A 23652-nucleotide genomic window follows, 5' to 3' on the forward strand; every position below is an offset into this window, starting at 1 on the left:
AGATAAGATATAGGTCCTATCGGTTTATAAAACTATTTTTTTAGTTCCAAGATTGCGTCCACAAAGGATTTAAATAGTGGATGCGCCTTTGTAGGTCTGGATTTTAATTCCGGATGGAACTGTACCCCTACAAAGAACGGATGAGCTTTTACTTCTACACATTCCACCAAACGATTATCAGGAGATGTACCAGAAATAACGAGACCTTTATCTGTCAAAATTTGACGGAATTCATTGTTGAATTCATAACGATGACGATGACGTTCGTAAATCAAATCTTCACCATAAGCTTCGCGTACTTTAGAGCCTTCAGTAGTTTTACATGGGTAGATGCCAAGACGCATTGTACCGCCTTTTTTATCTACATCTACTTGGTCAGGCATCAAGTCGATGACTTTGTATTGTGCTTCTTCATCAAATTCACTAGATGTAGCACCTTCAAGGCCACATACGTTACGAGCAAATTCCATTACTGCAGATTGCATGCCGAGGCACAAACCAAGGTATGGGATGTTGTTTTCACGAGCGTATTGGATAGTGCGAATTTTTCCTTCTACACCACGGGAGCCAAATCCACCTGGTACAACGATACCATCAAGATCTTTGTACAATTCAGCAGGATCATTGGCATAATCATCTAATTCTTCAGAATCAATCCATTTGATATTTACTTTTGTATCAGTAGCAATACCTGCATGGCTCAATGCTTCTGCTACAGAAAGGTATGCATCATGCAAGGCTACGTATTTACCAACTAAACCAACGTTAATTTCACGTACTGGGTTCGAAATTTTATGAACCATGCCTTTCCAATCTTCCATATCGCATGGACGATCTTCAAGACCTAGTTTTTTCACAACGATGCTGTCTAAGCCTTCTTCTTGCATCATCAATGGTACTTCATAAATGCTGTTACAAGTACGGTTTTCGATGATAGCATCAGCATCAACGTCGCAGAACAATGCTAATTTTTCTTTCATATCTTGAGAGATATGTTTTTCGGAACGGCATACCAAGATATCTGGTTGAATACCGATACCGCGCAATTCTTTTACGCTATGTTGTGTTGGTTTTGTTTTCAATTCACCAGCAGCACTGATGTAAGGAAGCAATGTAACGTGGATGTACAATACATCGTTACGGCCTACATCTTTACGCACTTGGCGGATAGCTTCCATGAAAGGCATACTTTCAATATCCCCGATAGTACCACCGATTTCAGTGATTACCACATCAGCATTATCCTCTTTGCCTACACGGTATACATTTTGTTTGATTTCATTCGTTACGTGCGGGATAACTTGTACTGTGCTACCAAGATAATCACCTTTACGTTCTTTATTAATAACAGACCAATATACTTTACCAGCAGTGATATTGGAACGTTTACTCAAGTTAATATCTATAAAACGTTCATAGTGACCTAAATCAAGATCAGTTTCAGCACCGTCATCAGTTACGAATACTTCCCCATGTTGGTAAGGACTCATAGTGCCTGGGTCGATATTGATGTATGGGTCAAATTTTTGAATCGTTACATTGAAACCACGGTTTTTCAACAAACGGCCCAAGGAAGCTGCTGTGATACCTTTACCAAGAGAAGATACAACACCACCTGTTACGAAAATATACTTAGTTGCCATGATGCCTCCCAATTACATTTTTTCCGGAGCGGAAATACCTAATATACCTAAACCTTGACGAAGTACAAGGGCAATAGCTGTGATCAAGCCCAAACGAGCTTGTTGCAATTCACTATCCACACCAATAATACGACCTTGGCGATAGAATGAATGGAACATACTAGCCAAATCGTACAAGTAACGAGCAATGCGATGTGGTGCACGGTGCTCTGCAGATTGTGTGATTTCTTCTGGATACTCAGCCAATTTTTTGATTAACTCAAGCTCTAGTTCGCTCGTTAACGGACTGAAATCAACTGCATCCCATTCACCAAATTTGATGCCTGCGTCACGTACTTGATTATAAATACTATGAATACGCGCATGCGCATATTGAATATAATACACTGGATTGTCATTGCTACGAGATTTAGCAAGGTTAATATCAAAATCGAGCTGGCTATCTAAGGAGCGCATCAAGAAGAAGTAACGAGATGCATCTACACCTACCTCTTCAATCAATTCGTCCAATGTTACTGTATCGCCAGTACGTTTAGATAATTTCACCATTTCGCCATCGCGGAACAATGCCACCATTTGTAATAACAAGATTTCCAATTTATCTGGATCAAAGTCAAAGGCCTGCATCGCAGCTTTCACACGGCATACGTAACCATGATGGTCAGCACCCCAGATATTAATCATTTGTTTAAAGCCTCGTTCGTATTTATTGCGATGGTACGCAATATCCGCTGCTAGATATGTAGGAACACCATTATCACGAATAACAACGCGGTCCTTGTCATCGCCGTACTTAGTAGAATTCAACCATAACGCGCCATCCTTTTCATAGATAGCACCGAGATTTTTAAGTTCATCTACAGCGTATTTAATTTCATCTGTATCATGCAAGGAACGTTCGCTGAACCATTGGTTAAATGTCACTTGGAAATTGCGCAATGTTTCCTCTAAACGTTTCAATTTTTCTTGCAATGCTGTTTCCTTGAACATCGCCACGCGATCGTCAACGGACATAGCGTTCAATGTTTCAAGACCTTTTTCATCGATAATCGCTTGGGCTGTTTCCGTAATGTCATCACCGCGGTACCCATTAGCTGGGAAAACGATATCATTAGGGCCAACTTCGCCTTCGATGTTGCCTTCTTTATCAGGGAATACAAGGTGTTTACCTTGAATTTCTTGGAATCGCGCCTCTACGGACATCGCCATATTGTCAATTTGGTTACCCGCATCATTGATGTAATATTCAGCTTGTACGTTGAAACCTGCGGCACGAAGCAAGTTTACCAATGCACTACCATAGGCAGCGCCACGACCATGGCCTACATGTAATGGACCAGTTGGATTCGCACTCACATATTCCACTTGCACTGTGTCTTGACTACGAGTTGGTTGTACACCATAATTGTCGCCAGCCGCTAGGATGGCTTTCAACGTATCGTATACCATGTCAGATTTCAAGAAGAAATTGATGAAGCCTGCACCAGCTACCTCAGCACGGTCAAGCCAATCAAAGTCCATGTTTGCTACAAGAGCATCAGCAATAGCACGAGGATTTTGACGCGCCACGCGAGCGGATTGCATAGCAATGTTACTAGAGAAATCGCCGAATTCCTTTTGAGGAGGCACTTCAAGTACGATTTCTGGGTATTCCCCTGCTGGCAATGCCCCACTGGCAATCGTTTTTTCTAAGGCCGTCTCAATTCCTTGTTTCAGGATTTCTTTCATGTCCATGCTCTTTATCCTCCCGTACATGAATATCTAATTGATTATAAAATTGCCATTCCCCTTGAATAGAAATGTCATATCCTAAATGAACAAACCCAACGAGGCCATCCTCAGCAGATGTACCCTTTTCTGGGAAATTCATGGTTAATTCGTGTGTTTTTACCGCCATATGCATATCACCATACGGTGTTTCATAAATGGCTTCGCGTTCTTGACCACGGATATATTGATGGCGCATATTCACCGCCCCAGTCCGCATCAACACGATGGAATCAGGGTAGATCTTAATTGTCGTTTTTACACCATCCAAACCCGTCACGCTGGATTCCTCATAACGCACATATTGCACGCCATTTTTTTCATAAAAACTGCCTGGTGAAATCAATTCCACCACGGTATCTTCGCCATTCATATCACGCTGCACGCTCTTCACGGACACTAATACGCGTTTCATGATTCACTCCTTTGCAGTCATAACATTATCAGTTCATTATACCACAGAAACAATTCGATTTATATATTATTTACAATGACTTGTATTCACATTTTCGAGGCCCCATTGTTCACAATGAATTCGCCTCGTCAATCTTGTCACCGTCATCGAGATTTGCACTTAATGCTAATTTCTTCTCCCGTGAAAGCTGCTTCACAGCATATTCTCGAGACTGTGCCTCCTGCTTGATGTCAAATGCATCAAACCAAACGAGCTTCACAGGCCTACGGGATTTTGTGTACTTTGCACCGCCCTTAATTTTGCCATTATGAGCGCGCATCCGTCTTCGTAAATCCGTTGTCCAACCAGTGTACAAGGTGTCGTCTGCACAACGTACCATGTACGTAAAATATCGTTTCTCTTCTACAATATTTTTTGTAGTTTTATTTTGACGTTTTTTTGACGATTTAGGTGACTCACTTTGTGTTGCTCGATTCATTGGCTCTATTTTAGACGCTGTCATTTTCTTGGCAGCACTTTTTCGAGCAACACTTTGAGATTTATTTTTTCGTGTTGTTTTGGCTTGCGTCATCGGTAATAGGCTCCAATGTAATGCCTTTAATTACTACAGGTTCCACTGGTTTATCTTGTTGGTTTGTTTTCACCTTGCCAATTTTTTCAACCACATCCATGCCTTGTACAACGGCACCAAAGATCGTATGTTTATTATCTAACCAATCTGTTGGACCCAATGTAATGAAGAACTGGGAACCTCCAGTATTGGGACCACGGTTCGCCATAGCTAACACGCCCATTTTGTTGAAATGCAAATCTTTCACAAATTCGTCTGGAATCGCATAACCAGGACCACCTGTGCCATTGCCATTAGGATCTCCTCCTTGGATCATGAACCCTTCAATAACGCGGTGGAACACTAAATTATCATAATAACCTTTTTTCACAAGGTACTCGAAATTTTTAACTGTAATTGGTGTTTTGGAACCATAGAGGCGCACTTTGAAAGTCCCGTAGTTCGTGTTAAACACTGCATATTCATCCGCGATTGGTTCACTCGTAAAGTTTGGCATTTTGTTAGCAGATTCAGCATTCACTGTTTTCGCATCCACGGCTGCTTGTTGACTGCCACACGCAGTCGCCGTAATTAATGCAAGACCAAGAGCTACACATGAGAAAATACGTTTAATTTTTTTCATTATAGGTTCTCCCATTTCGATTTATATATCTAGAAACAATTTTTCAATCATTCGTTTTCATTTTGTTTTTTACAATAAAGATAAGCCGCTCAAAACCATGAGCGGCTTACTTAATTATTATAGCATATATTTTTGTGTTTGCGGCAGAAATCACGCTAAAATTTCATCGTAATTTCCCATACTTTTTCATTGCAACATCCTATATGATTTCGTTGCTGATTTCCACCAAATTACCATCTGGATCACGTATGTAAACAGACATCAACGGATGTTGTGCACCAGTTCGTTTTACTGGACCTTCTTCGATAGGCGCTTGATGCTTATTTAATTCCTCCACCACGATTTCTAATGGCGTATCTGTGAGAAAACACAAATCTGCCGAACCAGGTGTAGAATGATTAGCCTTTGGTTCAAATTCGCGGCCCACCTCATGCAAATTAATTTTGGAATCACCATAGGCCAAGGCCTTGCGATTTGGGCCAAAGGTAATAATTTCCATTCCAAGCACATCATGATAAAACCATAATGTTTTTTCAAGGTTTCGGACCGTTAGTACAAAATGGTCTAAAGATTTTATATTCATACTACTTAACCCATCCAAAATGCCGGCACGCATGCAAAATGCCATCTTTATTACAATCCGTAGTGACATAGTCAGCCTTCGCCTTCAGCTCAGGGCGAGCATTGCCCATGGCAATATTGAGCCAATTAGGGCTGAACATGGATAGATCATTGTAGCCATCGCCGAATACAACGGCTTGGTGTTGTTCCATGCCAAAGTATTCTAGCATTTGTCGAACACCGAGTGCCTTTTCCATTGGTTCATAGAGTACACAACCTTCGCCATAGCGAATGAGTTTGTGAGTCATGCATTCGATGTCTTTTTTCTCTTCTTCACCATCTTGGAAAAACACATATATTTTATAAAACTCCTCTACAGTGTGGAAATCAAAGTCTAGATCCACAATCGTTTTGAATACATCCCAGTCTGGATGCCACTCTAAAATTTGTTTATATGGCGTGATGCGCCCCAGCTTGTTGCGGTCCGTCACAGCCCACGGGATATTGTAGCTTTCAAGATATTCTAAATAATTAATGCACTGTTCACGATTCATCCCAATCATGGAAATCAATTCACCGTCTACAGTAATACTATGACCACCATCAGCTACGACATTCGTAATATTTGCCATTTCCGCAAACCGCAATGCATCCACTTGAATACGACCAGTGGCAAGGGCTACCTTATGACCTTGTCGTTTTAATTCTTCAATACAATATTGTGCAGAATCAGGGATGATTCCTTCTGGCCACATGGCCAAGGTATTATCGATATCGAAAAAGAAAAATTTCTGTTCCACCATAACTCCTATTCTTCACGACCTGGCATGAGTTTGAAACGTTCTTGTTGTTCTACATCAGGATATTTTTCACGGTCCACATCACTGGCAAACATATCAAGAGGTCTAATGAAAGTTCTCCGTTCACCATACAATTGTTGGTACACCACGAATTGTTCGCCTGTTTCCGAATGCGTTGCAATATCCATTACATAATAATACATACCCTTAAAATGGCGGTATAGTCCACCTTTTACAATCGTTTGCGCCATAGGACACCTCATTACATGGATTCTAATTTCAACATGGCTTGTTCCATCATGTCACGGGTGATTTCATAAGGACTAACGACCACATCATTAACAGATAATGCTTTATCAATAATATTTGGAATATAATCCTTTGTTAAATGTAAATGCTCTAATTTGCGAGGCCAACCAATTTCTTTATACACTGGGTACCAACGATTGAATTCGTCCATTTGTTGATCCACTAGTAAAAGCACCAATACACCGTAAGATACGAGTTCCCCATGCAAATGTTTATGTTCCGTTTCAGGATTTGTAGCACAACCATAACAGGTAGCGTGAGCTACATTACTATTATAGTCCTCTCGCAAAGAGCCGGATACAATAGCTGTAGTGAACACAACGGACATAACCATCTCATCAAACGCAAGGGATCGTTTTTTTGCTTTATTATCAGCAATGGCCTGTACAGCATATTTCAAAATTGGTTCTGCACACATAGGTGCTACCATGAGACCCAATTGGGAATTGTAGGTTTTCTCACGATTACGAGAAGAAAACTCTGTTTCATAGCGCTTTGCAATGGTATCGCCCATGCCAGCCCATAAATATCGTTCTGGGGCTTCCACCAAAATTTGAGCATTAATAAAATTATGCAATGGTGGATGTTTCACAAATGCCATTCCAAAGAATACATGATCTGGTGTATACACAGCTGCCGCTTCAGAACTAGCCGCACAAGTAGCAGCAATGGTAGGAAATGTAAAAAATGGTTTATCCTCTAATTCGATGGCTACAACTTTTACCAAGTCCATTACCTTACCGCCGCCAACAGCAAACATGAAATCAGCTTGTTTTACTTCATCCATACTAGCAATTTCACGAGCTCGTTCATACGAACACTCCCCACCGCCAGGAATTTCTGCAAGGATTTCAATGCCCTCCTTGTCTAACACAGGGCGTAAAATAGGCATAGCTACAGACAAAGCTGTAACACCACCAATGATAGCCACTTTATTACCATAAGGGGCCGTAAATTCTGGCACCTTGTCATATACCTCATGACCGCCAAAACTATAGGACGGCAACCGATGTGTTTCTCTCATATATATTCTCCTAAAACAAGAAATTTACTTCTAAAAGCTATTTTATAAAAAAACTCCCCAACTAGTGGGGAGTTTTATAATTAACGTATTATGACCACTATATATTAACTATATCACTTGGTCTAATTATATGGCAATTAAGGAAAGTATAAAAGTACTTAATTAACCGTCAAAATTAATAAATCCTTTGAGTCTATTGGATAAAGCTCAAAATTATTTAGCTTTCACTATAGATTTATGAATCATACCAATGATAAAACCTACAATAGCAAAGCCAATCCAACCCATACCTACCATATGGAATGGTACATAATCTCTAAATACAGATTCTAAGAATCCTGGTGCAAGACTCGCTGCCTCAAGACCACTCATCAAGGCAGAAATCATAGTAAGGCCTATAGTCCATGCATAAACACAACGACGGCCTTCAAATAGACTATTCATCAAAGCTAATCCAATAATAACAATAGTCAATGGGTATAACAACATCAATACTGGAATTGCTGCACTAATGATAGTTTTCAATCCGTACATACTAAAGAATAGTGATGCTAATGAGAAGATAACAACATATGTTTTATAGCCAATACCAGAATAAATAGTACCAAAGTATGCAGAACAAGAGGTAATCAAACCAATACTTGTTGTTAAACATGCTAAGAGTACAATAATACCCAAGATAATGCCACCGAAATCACCAAACAAAAATTGTGCGCTGTGACTTAATACAGGGGCCCCAGTATCAAATAAACCAAATTGTTCAACGCTAGTAGCGCCAATCATGGCAATAAAAATATATACAACACCTAATAAAGCTACTGCAACTGTACCAGTTTTAGTTACAGCTGATGTAATTTGTTCCTTTGTATGAGCGCCTGCTAATTTAACAAAGTCAATAACAAGTACGGCGAAACAAATAGATGCGAGAGCATCCATTGTATTATAACCATCAAGAAAACCTTGCAAAACAGCTGAACCAGTTGTTACATAATTACCTTGTGCTACAGAATAACCACCAATTGGTGTGATAAATGATTTAATAATCAACAATACAATAACTGTTAATAATGCTGGTGTTAATACTTTACCAATACGATTAACGAGTTTATGCGGATTAATAGACAACCACAAGCTAATAGCAAAGAATGCCACTAAAAATACGGTTTCTTCCACAGAACCAGCATTCTTGAAGAACGGTTTTACTGCGATTTCATAGGATACGGTCCCAGTTCTAGGAATGGCAAAGAATGGTCCAATAGATAAATATAATAATACCGTATATAAACGACCATACAATGGTGATACGCGACCAGCTAATTCTTCAGCATTTTTACAACCAGAATAGCCCATAGCAATAACGCCTAACAATGGCAAGCCTACGCCTGTTAAGATAAAGCCTAAAATAGCCCATCCAACGTTGTCCCCAGCCTGCTGGCCTAAAGAAGCTGGAAAAATTAAATTTCCCGCTCCAAAAAATAGTGCGAAGAGCATCATGCCGATTGCGGCATATGCACTTGTTGAAAGATTTTTCATCGTGTCCATGAGTTTCTCCCTTTCTTCATTTATAGATGCGCCCAGCATCATATACAATTATCAGACTTCTACTCAAAGGAATAGAAGGAAACTCACTTTTTTCTCATAATAGAATCGACGTCCCCAATTAATCATCGATTTCTAGCCAACTACTTTGTGTTATAAAATACGTACTACATCTAACCTAATATGTATTGATTGCTTCCTTTTATGTATTCAATCGCTTACGCACGTTCACTTTCACATCGTAGAATGTGCTGCCATCACCTTTATCGGTAAGTCGGTCAGCGGTTACTATATTTATATTACCATGTTTATCACTAGATTGTCTCTGCCACCATACACCTAATGTAACTACAGTGCCAGGTTGAATATGTCTATTTATACTTACAGGAATCTGCAAAGACCCTCGTTCATTGTAAATCTCTACCCAGTCACCATCTTGAATATCGAGTCGCTCCGCATCCCCATCATTCATACGCAAGTCCATTTGATTGCCTTCATCCAGTAATTCGCAGAAACTAGAGTCCAAAATTCGGATGTCATTTCCATTGATGAGCCAAAATTCTGCATCATCACCGTATGGCGCAAAATAATCAGGCAATGCCGGTGTTTCATTAGGATTCAAAATTTCAATTTTACCAGATGCCGTTTTAAACTGCATTTTATAATTGTCTGGCAATACAGCTTCCACAGGTTCACCAGCAAGGATTTTCTTCTTCTGATCCTCACTAATTGTATCTGCATCAGAAACGATGATTTCCACTAGTTCTCTATCTGAAAGTTTAAACACATCATCATCTAGCCCCATGCGACGAGCCAATTCAGAGATGACTTGCCAATTAGATCTTGATTCACCTACAGGCGAAATGGCTTGGTAACCTGTCCCTAGCGAATAATGTCCATAAGAATTATATACATCATCGTGTTCTACTGATGATGTGGCAGGTAAAATAATATCTGCATAATCACACGTATCCGTATAAAAACGTTCATGCACAACTGTGAATAGATCTTCTCGCATTAAACCTTTACGTAATACATTTTGATCTGGTAAGGTATTCGCTGGATTTGATGAAAAAATATATAAGCATTTAATAGGCTTGTCCGTATTATAGGCTAACTCAGGTCCTAGCTTAACCATCGGAATCTTACGTTTCTTTTCTGTAGGTATCTGCCATTGTTGCATGACACGTTCACCAAGGAAACTAGATCCTGCAGAACTAGTAAGAACACCGCCACCTTGTTTTTCATAAGCACCCACGACAGCTGCCAAACAAACCACAAGACGGATTGTCATCGCTCCATTACCATAACGAGATGGGCCACTACCTATCCGAATAAATGGAGCCCGCGCCTTGGCAAAAGCATGAGTCAATTCATGCAACCGTTTGGGACTGACACCCGTAATAGATTCCACATACTCAGGTGTATATTTCGGCAACACTTGAGCGACCAGGTCATCATATCCTTGCACATATTGATTAATAAATAGTCTGTTATCTAAACCTTCACGCGCCATAATATGCATCATGCCAAGCGCTAATGCACCATCACTGCCGGGTTTCACCAATACATGTTCCGACGCTGATTTGAATGTATAGGTCTCATGAGTATCAATAGCCCAAATAGTAGCTCCATTCTTTTTTGCCGCTTGTACATCATGCAGGAAATGAATGTCCGTAGCTGCTGCATTAATCCCCCACAAAACAATAAGGTCACTATGCTGAGCCTCTTGTGGCTTTGTAGCTAATGTAGCGCCCATAACAGATTTCCAACCTTCTTTTTTGGCTGGGGCACAAATGCCACGGTCTTGATCAGTTGAACCGATACGACGAAAGAAAAAGTCTGCTGCCGCCTTTTGTACGAGCCCCATCGTTCCCGCATAGGAGTAACGCATGATACTTTCACTACCGAATTGATCAATAGATCTTTTAAATTGTTCTACTATTGTATCAAAAGCTTCATCCCAGGAAATAGGTTCGAACTCCGATGGGCCTACGCCTTTTTTCCCAATACGCTTCATAGGCGTCGTCAAACGTTCTGAGGAGTGGATGGTTCTTTCGTAATGAACCATTTTAGGACATAATGTCCCCCTTGTGAAAGTATGATTAGGATTGCCTTTTACGCCCACTACCTTATCATCCTCAACTTGTAGTAACAAGCCACAAGCATCGGGGCAATCGTAGGGACATACAGAAGTAACTTCTTTCATAAGATACCTACCTTTATATAAACTAGATATGTTACTACGCCATTAACAACTATAATATGTTTCATATTATACAACGATAACACTCTGTCTGTAACTATAAAATCAAATTCCATAATAATTTCTCCGTTTATAAGGCTTCATTACATCTTATATACCGATATGCCGATATAAGTGTTAATTATATTCATCATATAAAATTATGAGGTCCCCAAGTATAACTTATAGTAATACACTGTATATAAATTTCATAAAACTTCAAAAATACCGCGTGTTTCTAGGCTACTTACCATTACATAATAGATAATCAACCTCCTTTAATATCTTCTTTAATATCGATACATATAAATACAGTAATTATACACTATTTTTTATCTATGTTATTAATTTTATCGATGTCATTATCTAATAATCCCAATATATATCTACATTTCTAGGTACATCTATTTATGGTATATGTCATGACTTTTTTAAATGCTTTTCATAAAAATACGAAAAATATTCCATTTTTTCACCCAACCTATAACCAAAACGCATAACCAACAATCTTTAGTAATAATCACGTTTTTTATAAAACACGTACTCTTCATCATGGATATTTGTCCAGCATCTATGCATATTAAGTAATGTGAATAGCCCCCGAATCTATTCACCACCGTATATTTCTGTGCTATACTGACAGTGTCATTTGAGAGAATATACAACGCTACAAACTAACTATGAGACAGTATGAAAGATGATATGAGGATTAGTCTTTCAAAAGGTTAGTTAACTAGGTTGCCTATATTCCGGTACATTTTTAACTGAGAAAGAGGTTTTAACAATGGCGGACAACAAAAACACAGTGCTTTTCCCTTATGAAACTCTTAAAAAACTTTGCATGGATGCATTCCAAAAATTCGGTTTCGACGAAAAAGAAGCTGACATCATCCAAGACGTGCTTTTGACTTCTGACTTGTTCGGTATTCAAAGTCATGGTATGCAACGTATGGTTCGTTACCACAAAGGTATCACTAATGGCTTGATCGACATCAAATCTAAAGGCGAAGTTGTTTTCGAAACTCCAGTATCTGCAGTTATCGATGGTAAAGACGGCATGGGCCAAGTTTTAGGTCACAAAGCTATGGAAATGGCTATCGAAAAGGCTAAAACTTCCGGTGTTGGTATCGTATCCGTTCGTAACTCCAACCACTATGGTATCGCTGGTTACTACGCAAAAATGGCTAGTGACCAAGGCTTAATCGGTTTCTCTTGTACAAACTCCGAAGCAATCATGGTTCCTACATATGCTCGTAAAGCTATGCTTGGTTCCAACCCATTAGCTTGGACAGTACCTGCTGATCCAGTTGATTTCTTCTTCGATTGCTCCACTACAGTAGTAACTCGTGGTAAATTGGAAATGTACAACAAAATGGGCAAAGCTACTCCAGACGGCTGGGCAGTTAACAAAGATGGTGTTCCTTCCACAGATGCTGCTGAAGTATTGGGTAACATCTCCCGTCACGAAGGCGGCGGTATCCTTCCATTAGGTGGTGCAACAGAAGTTCTTGGCGGCCATAAAGGTTATGGTAACGGCATGATTGCTGAATTGTTCTCCTCCATCTTGTCTCAAGGTGCTACAGCTAACAAATGTATGGTTGGCGGTCGTTCCAACATCTGCCACGGTTTCATGGCAATCAACCCTGCATTCTTCGGTGATGCTGCAGAAATCAAAAAACACTTCTCCACATTCTTACAAGAATTAAGAGAAGCTCCTAAAGCAGCTGGTCAAGACCGTATCTACACTCATGGCGAAAAAGAACATGAATCCGTAGCAAAAGTTAAAGCTGAAGGTATCCCTGTACTTAACGGTACAATGGTAGAAGTACTTGATCTTTGCAACGAATTAGGCTTAGACTTCGCTTCTTACTTTGGTGACTACAAACCAGAAGCTCCTCAAACAATGTTCAAAGGCAACTACTAATCCTTTGATTTTCATATCAAACGAAGTATGCCCTAACTAGGACAAAGTATAGTAATAGAATGGGACATAAACCACGTTTATGTCCCATTTATTTATTACTTGATTTACATCCATGTCTGTTAGTTCTTATATTATAATCTATAATTGTTAACATCTAACTCATGAGATGTATATTTTTTTGATGCTTATATCACTTTTTCTTCTATGTTCTCAAATCTATGTCATGCTGTAAGGTAGACTCTTACAATATGTCCTGCAATTATTATATCTTTATGTATTACCTTATATTACATCCACTTGTAATATAATCTTGAAACTAGAATGTAAAATTTGCAGCTATCAAGTGTCCTATAGGCATTTAGGATAAAGTTACCTATTCTTGTTTTACCGTGAAAGGATGATTTCACATATGACTACTTTATTAGCCTTATTACCAATTCTATGGCTCATTGTAGCCCTAGCAATCCTAAAAGTTCCAGCTTGGAAAGCCTGCGGTATCGCAGCTATTGGTTCTTTCATTATCGCTGTATTCCCATTCGCAAAAGCTCCTAGCATCATGTTTTCTGGTGCATTAGAAGGGGCTGCTCTTGCCATTTGGCCAATTCTTTTAGTTATTACAGCCGCTATTTTCACGTATAATCTTGTGGTTCACACAAAAGCAATGGAAACAATCAAAACTATGTTGTCTTCCGTTACATCTGATATGCGTGTACTTGCATTATTACTTGCATGGGGCTTTGGCGCTTTCATGGAAGGTATGGCTGGCTTCGGTACTGCCGTTGCTATTCCTGCCGCTATGATGGTTGCTGTAGGTTTTAATCCATTGAAATCCATTATTGCTTGTTTGGTAGCAAACTCCGTTCCTACAACATTCGGTTCCATTGCGATTCCAACAACAACATTGGCTTCCTTAACAGGTCTTAACCCAGTTCATCTTGGCACTTATATTTCCGTGCAATTATTCATTCTTAACATTATCGCACCATTCTTCGTAGTTGCTATCATCGGTGGTGGCTTCAAAGCTCTAAAAGGTGTATTCTTGACTACATTATTAGCTGGTCTTGCATTAGCAGTTCCTGAGCTTGTTATTAATGCAGCAGTTGGCCCTGAATTATCTGTAATGGGATCTTCCCTTATCATCATGGGTGTAATCATCGCTTGTGCAAAAGCAATGCCTCCTAAAGATCCAGAATACCAAGTTGAAGCAACTAGTGCTCCTGCTGTATCTTCTAATGAAGGTCTAGTAGCAGCTATGCCATTCATCTTGATTGTAATCTTGTTATTGGCTACTTCCAAATTGGTTCCAGCTATCAATGGACCTTTGGCTGCTATTAAAACAGCAGTGCCAATTTACCAAGGCGCCGGTGCAAAACCTTACACATTTGTATGGATTGCCACACCTGGTATCATGATTTTCATCGCCGCTTTCATCGGTGGTTTCATCCAAAAAGCTGGTTTTGGCGAAATGTTAAAAGTATTAACTACTACAGTTAAAAACTTGAAATTCACTTATGTGACTATTATCTCCGTTGTTATGACAGCAAAATTAATGACATACTCTGGTATGACTAATGAAATCGCCACTACATTAGTTAGTGCAACTGGTAACATGTACCCTGCATTCGCTCCATTAATTGGTGCGTTGGGCGCGTTCCTTACTGGTTCTGGTACAAATGCAAACGTATTGTTTGGACCTCTTCAAATCGATGCAGCAAAAGCGATGGCTCCAGACTATGCAGCACTTCCACTTTGGCTAGCAGCTATGAACTCCGGTTCTGCTGGTACAGGCAAAATGTTCTCCCCTCAAAGTATCGCTATCGCCATCGGTGCCGTAGCACCTGCTTTGGAAGCATACATTGAAGCGAACAAATCTAAAATCGACGACAGCAAAGCTAAAGAATTACGTGATAGCATCGCTGCTAACGTAATCATGACAACTGTATTGAAATACTTCATTATCTTCATCGTAGCTAATGGTATTATTTCCTACTTCGGTCATAACTTCATCTCAGCTATTGAACAAATATTGTTAAAATAATCGAGATCATGTTCATCCCGATTATCTAATTGTACAATTCAATAGAATGACTAAGGTCCTAACTTTCCCCCATGAAAGTTAGGACCTTTTTGTGCTACAATAAACGTACCATTATTTCTAGTACTATTATGATTGTTTGCTCGCTAGCACCACGCTGACAGCCTCGCAACAATAAAGATAGTGCTATTTTCGGAGGATTCATGAAAGAAGAATTACAAACAAAAGTACCATTTTCAATGATCATATTTTTAGGTTTACTCACTGCTATCACACCATTAGCAACAGACTTATATTTGCCAGCATTACCAATTATGCCTAGCGAATTAAACACTAGTGCCTCAAATATTCAAATGACCATTGGCATCATGACCATCGGTCTAGCTATCGGCAACCTTATTGGCGGTCCTATTAGCGATATGTTTGGCCGCAAAATGCCTCTCATCCTCGGCAATCTATTATGTGTAGCCTCCAGTATTCTATGTGCGATAGCCCCTAGTGTAGAACTATTACTAATAGGTCGCTTCCTACAAGGCCTCACAGGTGCGTTTAGCGTTGTTATCTCCAAGGCTATCGCCAGAGATTATGCCAAAGGTCCAGCACTAATCAAATTATTTGCCACCCTCATGATGGTCAACGGCCTCGCCCCTGTCATTGCACCACTCATTGGTGGTCAACTACTATTATTCACAACTTGGCGAGTTATATTTGTTATCCTCGCCATATTCTCTACCATCTTGATGATTTGGTCTATGATTTATAAGGAAACATTGCCACCAGAGAATCGCATTGACGGCGGACTCACTACTTCTTTTAAAGTATATGCTCAATTACTTCGCGATCCCTCATTTTTAGGACAAAGTCTAATCCAATTCTTTGCCTTTGGGGCCTTCTTCGCTTACATCACAGGTTCGTCCTTTGTATATCAAAATATTTACGGCCTTAACGCCCAACAATTCAGCTACATGTTTGGCATCAATAGTTGCGGGATTATTGCTGCCGGTGCCATTAGCGGGCGTCTCAGCAATGTCATCACAGATAGTCAATTACTACGGTTTAGCTTGTTCCAACTCGGTATTGGTAGTATTCTATTTTTACTGGCTATGCTCTTAAAGTTCCCACTCATACCTACGGCTATTATTTTGTTCTTCACCGTATGCACGGTAGCACTCTTCGGTTCTGCGAGCTTTGCCATGGCTATGCAAAAATACGGGAAAATGGCAGGCAGTGCCTCTGCCGTCCTCGGTTGTTTCTCCAACGTTTGTGCCGGCATCGTGGCCCCACTCGTTGGCATCGGTGGTAGTTACACCGGGGTGCCAATGGGTATTGTTATGGTTTTATGTTCTGCATTAGCATTACTTTGTTACTATTTACTAGTCGTAGAAAAATCAAATATACATTAATACTAAAACCAAAAACCATGGTATACCTCAAAGTTGATTCATCTTATATGAATCAACTTTGAGATATACCATGGTTTTTATATTGCATATACTAAGAATACCTATTTCTAGCAATACGATACTTACTCAAACATAGTAGACAGTAATAACTTCAGTCGATTTGCTTGATTGACCGCACTAGCGCCTGGGTCATAGTCGATGGCGGCGATGCGCACATCTGGATAGGCCTCGGACAAGGTACGAACCATACCTTTACCACTGACATGGTTTGGCAAGCAACCGAACGGTTGTAGACAAACGACTTGTTTAGCGCCTTTTTCGATGAGGTCAATCATATCGCCAGTAAGGAACCAGCCTTCACCGCATTGGTTACCGAGGTCGATATATTGAGCCGCCTCTTTGGCCACTTGTGTCATCCGTTGTAATGGATCAAAGTGTTTGCTCGCAGCCACAGCTTTGGCATATGGTCTACGGTATAGCTCAAGAGCCTCACGGGCGAGGGAACCAAAGAATCCAGATAACCACGTACCATCTAAATGTTTAGCACGGTAAGTACTATCCATTGCGCAGTACAAGAAGAAATCAAGGAGACCGGAGGTGACGACTTCGCCACCTTCTTTTTCGATGAGTTCGTTGATATGGTTATTGGCGCTTGGATGGAATTTAACGTAAATTTCACCGACAACGCCGACACGAGGTTTTTGCGTGTCTTTCACCATCGGTAACGTATCGAAATCGTGGATGATTTCCTTGAGATAGTTGCCATATTGGCGAAGGCTCGCCTTGGTAATATTGGCGCGCAGTTTTTGAACCCATTTGTCACATAGCTCATTGGCCGCACCCGCCACTTGTTCGTAAGGGCGTGTAGCCAATACGCATTGCATCAACGCGTCGCCATACACAACGGCTTGGATCATGCGATGTAAGAAGGATTTGGACAAGCGGAAGCCTGGTTGACGTTCCATATCGCTGGCATTCAAGGATAGAATTGGCACCTGTTTGATGCCCGCATCGATAAGGGCCTTGCGCAAGTAGCCGATATAGTTTGTAGCACGGCAACCGCCACCCGTTTGAGAAATGATGACCGCCGTTTTATTCACATCGTATTTGCCGGACAATAGGGCCGACATCAACTGCCCCACCACGATGATGGCCGGATAGCACGCATCATTGTTGATATATTTCAAACCCGTCTCGATATCTTCACGAGTTGGGGCTGGCAACATTTCAAAATCATAGCCTTCATGACGAAGCACTGGTTCTAACAAACTAAAATGCAATGGTGACATTTGGGGCACCAAGATTTTATAATCCTTCGCCATTTCGTCCGTAAACACCGCACGATCATAACTGTATTCAGGAACCGCAGGCACGTCCTCCATCGGAATGATTGGCGCCTCTGGATTGTGATGTTGCCTTAAACTACGTTCCATCACGGATTGTAATGAACGCAAACGAATCGTCACAGCCCCGAGATTTGTACCTTCGTCAATTTTGAGGACTGTATGGATTTTATGTTTTGCGGACAAAATATCCTTCACTTGGTCCGCTACGATGGAATCAAGGCCGCAACCAAAGGAGTTGAGTTCTACGATTTCAAAACCTTCTGTACGACTCACGAATTCCGCAGCACGATACAAACGGCTGTGATAGGTCCATTGGTCAACAACACGCAATTGTGTCACTGCTTGGCCCAACGGCGCCACCCCATCCTCTGTGAGAATGGCCATACCCAAGGAATTGATGAGCTCTGGAATGCCGTGATTGATACCAGAATCGAGATGGTACGGACGACCAGATAGCACGATAGTCGGCACCTGTTCCGCCACGAGGCGAGACACGGTCTTCTTTGTCATCTCTTGATAATCATGTTTCCATGTATCCTGTTCCGCCCATGCGGCATCAACGGCGCTGGCGATATCCTTTTTATTCACATCCATGAAAACAAGGGCTTTCACCAATGCAGGAATCAAGGATTTTTTATCCGCTAGTGGAAGGAATGGGGATTCAAACGGAATGTCCTGTAGCACGTCTTGCATATTATTTTTGATGAGTTCCGGATAGGAAATCACCATCGGACAATGGTAATTATTGTCCTTGCTATATTCCTTCGGCCCATGTTGAATGCATGGATACCAAATGAAATCAATCTGGCTGTTTGCGAGCTCACGAATGTGACCATGAACGGCCTTCGCTGGATAGCACGCCGTGTCGGATGGAATCGTATCAAGGGCACTGTTGTATTGATCCTTCGTCGTCGCCGATGAAAGCACCACCTCACAGCCGAGGTTATTAAAGAATGTGAACCAGAACGGGAAATCCTCGTACATATTGAGGACACGAGGGATACCAACGCGAAGTTTTCCCTCGAATTCTGGGATATTTTTCTTAAGATAGTAATCGAAAATGCGGCGCAATTTGATGTCCACAAGATTTGGCACCGTCTTATGCTTCTCTTGAATCATATCGCCGGCGCCACGATCACAACGATTTCCTGTTACATATTTACGGCCGTCAGAGAAGGCATTGATGGTGAGCATACAGTTGTTGCTACACACCCCACAATTGCGCATCGTCGTAGATACGTGGAGCTGTTGGAGTGCCTCTAAATCCACAAGGCCACTTCTGATAATGCCATCATATGGCACACCATCGTGAGTCATACCGCCATTAGTTGCTGCACTAGAATTTGTCGCATCTACTGTAACGCCGTAGGATTCTGCTAATTCCTCAACATGTTCCGCTGCCAAAAGAGCCATCCCATAGGCCCCCATAAGTCCAGCCGTATCAGGGCGAATAACCTCTACGCCAAGTAACTGTTCAAAGGCACGAAGTACAGATTCATTATAAAATGTACCACCTTGTACGACGATATGGTCTCCTAGTTCTTTCGGGTCTTTCACCTTGAGCACCTTGTATAAGGCATTTTTAATGACCGAATAGGCAAGGCCCGCCGCGATATCAGGCACTGTAGCACCTTCTTTTTGGGCTTGTTTTACCTTGGAATTCATAAATACGGTACAACGAGATCCGAGGTCGATAGGTAATGGCGCACGAAGACCTTCCTTCGCAAATTCCGCAATGGGCAACCCAAGGGATGTGGCAAAGGTATCTAAAAAGGAGCCACAACCAGAGGAGCAGGCCTCGTTCAACACGATGTCCTCAATATAGCCATCGCGCACCTTACAGCATTTCATATCTTGACCGCCAATGTCCAAAATGAAACTAACATCCGGACAGAAGAATCGAGCTGCACGATAATGGGCCATCGTTTCCACTTCGCCTAAATCGATGCCAAGGGCACGTTTCAAGAATGCTTCACCATAGCCAGTCACACCAGATTGGGCGATATATGCTGCATTTGGCAAAGCCTTATAAATTTGAGCGATAATCTCTTGGGATTTTTCTAGTGGTTTACCATGGTTTGGACCATAATGAGAGAAAATAATTTCTTTATTAGCGTTAATTAATACTACCTTGAGTGTAGTAGAACCCGCATCAATGCCAAGGTAGCAAGGGCCTACCGCATCCTCCATCTTGCCTTTTGGAGTGACGGCTTTATTATGACGAGCACGGAACAATTCCAAATCAAAGTCCGTTTTGAACAATGGTTCTACTCGATCGGTAGCCTCCATAGGCATGCCAATTAAACCACCGATTTGTTCTGTTAGTTCTCCCACAGTGATATGACGGCAATCTTCTTTCATCAATGCCGCCCCAAGAGCGATAAAAAGTTCTCCATTTTCCGGAATGATGACATGAGTCTCATCGATTTTCAATGTATCGATAAAGCATTGGCGCAATTCTGGTAGAAATGTCAACGGACCACCTAAAAATGCCACATAGCCTTCAATTTTATGACCACATGCCAACCCTGCTATCGTCTGATTTACAATAGCCTGGAATACGGATTTGCCGATATTTTCGTGAGATGCCCCTTGGTTCAATAACGCTTGTACGTCTGTTTTCGCAAACACGCCACAACGGGCCGCGATGGGATACAAAGTATCCGCATGAGATGCTAATTCATTGAGGCCACTCGCATCAGTTTGAAGTAATGTCGCCATTTGGTCAATAAATGCACCAGTACCACCAGCACAACTACCATTCATACGATGCTCTGCGGTTTGACCAAGATAGGTAACCTTTGCATCCTCTCCACCGAGTTCGATGATCACATCTGTTTGAGGGTATAGATTTTTAATGGCTCTCGTTTCAGCGATAACTTCCTGCACGAAGGGAATATTTATTTTATCAGCCATAGCCATGCCACCAGAGCCAGTAATCTCCACATGAACTGGACATTCTTCGTAGCCCTCTTGTGCTTCTTTCAACAAGGTATGAACGGTGTTAAGAATATTAGCATAGTGGCGTATGTATTTTTTATAAATGAACTGCTCCTGTTCATCAATTAACACAACCTTAACGGTTGTGGACCCCACATCGATCCCCATTCTTAATAGGCCTTGCATAGTTACCCCTCTAATCAAACGCATTTAACGGTGAAAGTTCCGAAATACATATATTTTCCTCTATAAATATGTATAGAACACTGTAGTAATAATCATCATTTTACCACTTTTATATATATTCTGCTATGCATGACAGTATATATTAAAATACAATTTATGCACAAAATTCCTAATAAATTAAGGATATAAAAAATTCGTAAATTGTAGAATGAAATTGAACACTAAAACTAAATAAAAAGATCCATAGGATTGCATCAATGGTAAAATTAAGTTACGACACAAAATCAACCGGAGGCAATCACTATGGACTACCTAAATAATACCATTAATACCCTACCTCTAATACCCTACCTCGCGAAAGAGGACAACACTTAAGATTTGAAGATCGATGCGAAATCAAAGCGCTCCATAAGCAAGGTTACTCTTATCGCCAGATTGCAAAAGCACTTAATTGCTCACCTAGTACTGTGGGCTACGAATTAAAACGTGGCACTGCAACTAAGACGACACATCGAGGCAGACCAACAGAGTATGTACCTAGTCGAGGTCAAGCCGTTTACTATGAAAACAGAAAACGTTCTGGTCGTAAACAGAGCATTACGTCTGAAAGTCCATTTGCTATTTGGGTTGCAGAGCAAGTTAAAAAAGCTAACTGGTCATTAGACGTATGTGCTGGCTATGCTAAGAAGCATAATCTGTTTACTGAAGAGGAACTTGTATGTGCTAAAACGCTGTATAACGCCCTTAATCAATCACGCCTACCATAAGTACGTACCTAAAGGAAAGTCTATCGAAAACTACTCTGCTGAGCAGATTCTCTGGTTTGCAGAGGATACGAATTCATTACCTAGAAAGTCCCTTGGGTATGATACGCCTGATGATTTATTTGAAGCTTATTTAGATACCGTCTATGCAGCTTAAATTATTTGGTTAAAGGTGTTCAATTTGAACTTGCAATTTTAGCTATTTTTTTATTTTTTTTTGGAGTAGATTTTTGGAGTAGAATAGAAATACATCAAGTTATTACCTGCATTTATATATGGATAAATTTTTATCATAATAACACTATTTCATCATTTTTTATCAAGAAAATGATATCAATTCTTATTTAACAAATCTATATATTATATATACACACTTCATTCATGCCATGAAAGTCTGTGGCCTAATCTTTATACATGTAAGTATTTTGAGGGGGCTTATTATGTCCATTATTTGTTCAGAAGCCGATATCAAACTAGTTAATGAAATTATGCGAGATTTTACGAATATAACAAAAATAGCGGCTATTTTTGTTAATAATCGTGGAAAAGTGTTATCCCAAGAATATAATTTTTCACCATTTTGCAAACAAGTTCGGAAAAATCCACAATATGCGAAAGCTTGTAATCAGTCCGATCTCTACGGCGGTTTAGAGGCAACTAAAGATTTGTCTTCTTGTCCTTATCGCTGTCATATGGGCCTCATCGATTTCTCTGTACCAGTTATGAAGGATGATGCCATCCTCGGCTTTATTATGGCGGGCCAAGCCAAAACCGAAGATACGACTATCAAACCACTGTTACCCTATTCGACAGATTGGAAACAAGATACAACATTACGAAATCTATATAATCAACTGCCTGTTCTTACAGCAGAACAACTCTATAGTGCCTCAAAGGTACTACGTATATTAGTGAATAATTACTTTTCCAATACCTCTAATGACGTTGAGGAATTTCCTCCGCATCGGGTACCAGAATTTGTGGAAACAAGACAACCCATTAATCGCCCTGAAATTCGAAAAGCTATTATTTACATTGAAAAAACCATTGGTAATCGTATATCCTTGAGTACAATTGCGGCTCACGTCCATCTCAGTGAATCTTATTTTTCTAAGATTTTTAAAGATGATATGGGTCTCTCTGTTGTACAATACATCACCCTAATTAGAATGCAAGAGGCAAAAAAATTACTGGTATACTCCCAATTGAGTGTCAATAAAATCAGTAAAAGCTTGGGCTACACTAGAACAAGTTATTTTTGCAAAATTTTCAAATTAACCACCCAAAAAACGCCGTATTCCTATCGACAAAAATATGCGCCACCAGAAAATAAACGTGTAGCAAATACGAGTGAAAACACCTTAGTCTGACAATAAAATAATTAATTTGTCCTATAACACTAAATTTTTGCACGCAAAAGAGCATCTAACTCTATCTTGATCTCCCCCTGACGTTAAATTATTAAATCTAACATTAATGGCAGTTCATCTCTAGAATTAGATGCTCTTTTTAATTGGCTCTTACCAAACTCGTATCACTATTATATTTAAATTTTTAC

Annotated in this window: 16 protein-coding genes and 1 pseudogene; 5 read left to right on the forward strand and 12 right to left on the reverse strand. The window is 40.4% G+C overall.

The window, feature by feature from the left end; genetic code table 11:
* Positions 1 to 32: 32 nt before the first annotated feature.
* The 11 genes from RVY80_RS01700 to RVY80_RS01750 all read right to left on the reverse strand — a co-directional run bounded on the left by RVY80_RS01700 (position 33) and on the right by RVY80_RS01750 (position 11460).
* A complete protein-coding gene (locus RVY80_RS01700; protein WP_317329414.1) occupies positions 33 to 1643 on the reverse strand; it encodes a CTP synthase in 1611 nt (536 codons plus the stop codon).
* A gap of 12 nt (positions 1644 to 1655) precedes the next feature.
* Positions 1656 to 3377 carry an arginine--tRNA ligase gene (gene argS, locus RVY80_RS01705; protein ID WP_317329416.1) on the reverse strand — a complete coding sequence of 574 codons (1722 nt, stop codon included), beginning with the start codon at positions 3375 to 3377 and terminating at the stop codon, positions 1656 to 1658.
* Complete coding sequence (locus RVY80_RS01710) at positions 3343 to 3825, reverse strand: YwiB family protein (protein ID WP_295187344.1); 483 nt, start codon at positions 3823 to 3825, stop codon at positions 3343 to 3345. The genes argS and RVY80_RS01710 overlap by 35 nt, the downstream gene beginning before the upstream one ends.
* 109 nt (positions 3826 to 3934) lie before the next feature.
* Positions 3935 to 4396, reverse strand: a complete 462-nt coding sequence (locus RVY80_RS01715) for a GIY-YIG nuclease family protein (RefSeq protein WP_310746132.1) — start codon at positions 4394 to 4396, stop codon at positions 3935 to 3937.
* On the reverse strand, positions 4365 to 5018 hold the full coding sequence (locus tag RVY80_RS01720) for a peptidylprolyl isomerase (RefSeq protein WP_295187341.1): 654 nt from the start codon (positions 5016 to 5018) through the stop codon (positions 4365 to 4367). Before RVY80_RS01720 ends, RVY80_RS01715 begins: the two co-directional genes overlap by 32 nt.
* A gap of 199 nt (positions 5019 to 5217) precedes the next feature.
* Positions 5218 to 5646: a VOC family protein gene (locus RVY80_RS01725; protein WP_317329417.1), complete on the reverse strand. Its 429-nt coding sequence runs from the start codon at positions 5644 to 5646 to the stop codon at positions 5218 to 5220.
* Entirely contained in the window at positions 5603 to 6379 is a 777-nt protein-coding gene (locus tag RVY80_RS01730; RefSeq protein ID WP_295193316.1) for an HAD family hydrolase, read from the reverse strand. The genes RVY80_RS01725 and RVY80_RS01730 overlap by 44 nt, the downstream gene beginning before the upstream one ends.
* A gap of 8 nt (positions 6380 to 6387) precedes the next feature.
* Positions 6388 to 6630 carry a DUF1653 domain-containing protein gene (locus RVY80_RS01735; RefSeq protein WP_310746133.1) on the reverse strand — a complete coding sequence of 81 codons (243 nt, stop codon included), beginning with the start codon at positions 6628 to 6630 and terminating at the stop codon, positions 6388 to 6390.
* Between the two features lie 11 nt (positions 6631 to 6641).
* Positions 6642 to 7712 carry an iron-containing alcohol dehydrogenase family protein gene (locus RVY80_RS01740; protein WP_295187330.1) on the reverse strand — a complete coding sequence of 357 codons (1071 nt, stop codon included), beginning with the start codon at positions 7710 to 7712 and terminating at the stop codon, positions 6642 to 6644.
* A 213-nt stretch (positions 7713 to 7925) separates the two neighbouring features.
* Positions 7926 to 9254 (reverse strand): branched-chain amino acid transport system II carrier protein, encoded by a 1329-nt coding sequence (brnQ, locus tag RVY80_RS01745; protein WP_317329418.1) that lies wholly within the window; start codon positions 9252 to 9254, stop codon positions 7926 to 7928.
* Between the two features lie 199 nt (positions 9255 to 9453).
* On the reverse strand, positions 9454 to 11460 hold the full coding sequence (locus tag RVY80_RS01750; RefSeq protein ID WP_295187324.1) for a molybdopterin-dependent oxidoreductase: 2007 nt from the start codon (positions 11458 to 11460) through the stop codon (positions 9454 to 9456).
* Positions 11461 to 12280: 820 nt separating this feature from the next.
* On the opposite strand from RVY80_RS01750, the gene RVY80_RS01755 reads away from it, so the two are divergent.
* The 3 genes from RVY80_RS01755 (at position 12281) to RVY80_RS01765 (ending at position 16858) form a co-directional block, all read left to right on the forward strand.
* Positions 12281 to 13420, forward strand: a complete 1140-nt coding sequence (locus RVY80_RS01755; protein WP_317329419.1) for an Ldh family oxidoreductase — start codon at positions 12281 to 12283, stop codon at positions 13418 to 13420.
* A 400-nt stretch (positions 13421 to 13820) separates the two neighbouring features.
* A complete protein-coding gene (locus tag RVY80_RS01760; protein ID WP_317329569.1) occupies positions 13821 to 15458 on the forward strand; it encodes an L-lactate permease in 1638 nt (545 codons plus the stop codon).
* A gap of 200 nt (positions 15459 to 15658) precedes the next feature.
* Entirely contained in the window at positions 15659 to 16858 is a 1200-nt protein-coding gene (locus tag RVY80_RS01765) for a multidrug effflux MFS transporter (RefSeq protein WP_317329421.1), read from the forward strand.
* A gap of 122 nt (positions 16859 to 16980) precedes the next feature.
* Here the strand turns inward: RVY80_RS01765 and RVY80_RS01770 are convergent, their stop codons facing one another.
* On the reverse strand, positions 16981 to 21330 hold the full coding sequence (locus tag RVY80_RS01770) for an acyl-CoA dehydratase activase-related protein (RefSeq protein WP_317329422.1): 4350 nt from the start codon (positions 21328 to 21330) through the stop codon (positions 16981 to 16983).
* Between the two features lie 303 nt (positions 21331 to 21633).
* Here RVY80_RS01770 and RVY80_RS10260 point away from each other — a divergent pair.
* Together RVY80_RS10260 and RVY80_RS01780 are read left to right on the forward strand one after the other, a co-directional pair.
* Positions 21634 to 22251 (forward strand): annotated as a pseudogene (locus RVY80_RS10260) (transposase).
* A gap of 283 nt (positions 22252 to 22534) precedes the next feature.
* A complete protein-coding gene (locus tag RVY80_RS01780; protein ID WP_317329423.1) occupies positions 22535 to 23464 on the forward strand; it encodes a PocR ligand-binding domain-containing protein in 930 nt (309 codons plus the stop codon).
* Positions 23465 to 23652 lie beyond the last annotated feature (188 nt).

Origin of the sequence: Veillonella absiana, from assembly GCF_032970865.1 — a bacterium.
GTDB lineage: Bacteria > Bacillota > Negativicutes > Veillonellales > Veillonellaceae > Veillonella > Veillonella absiana.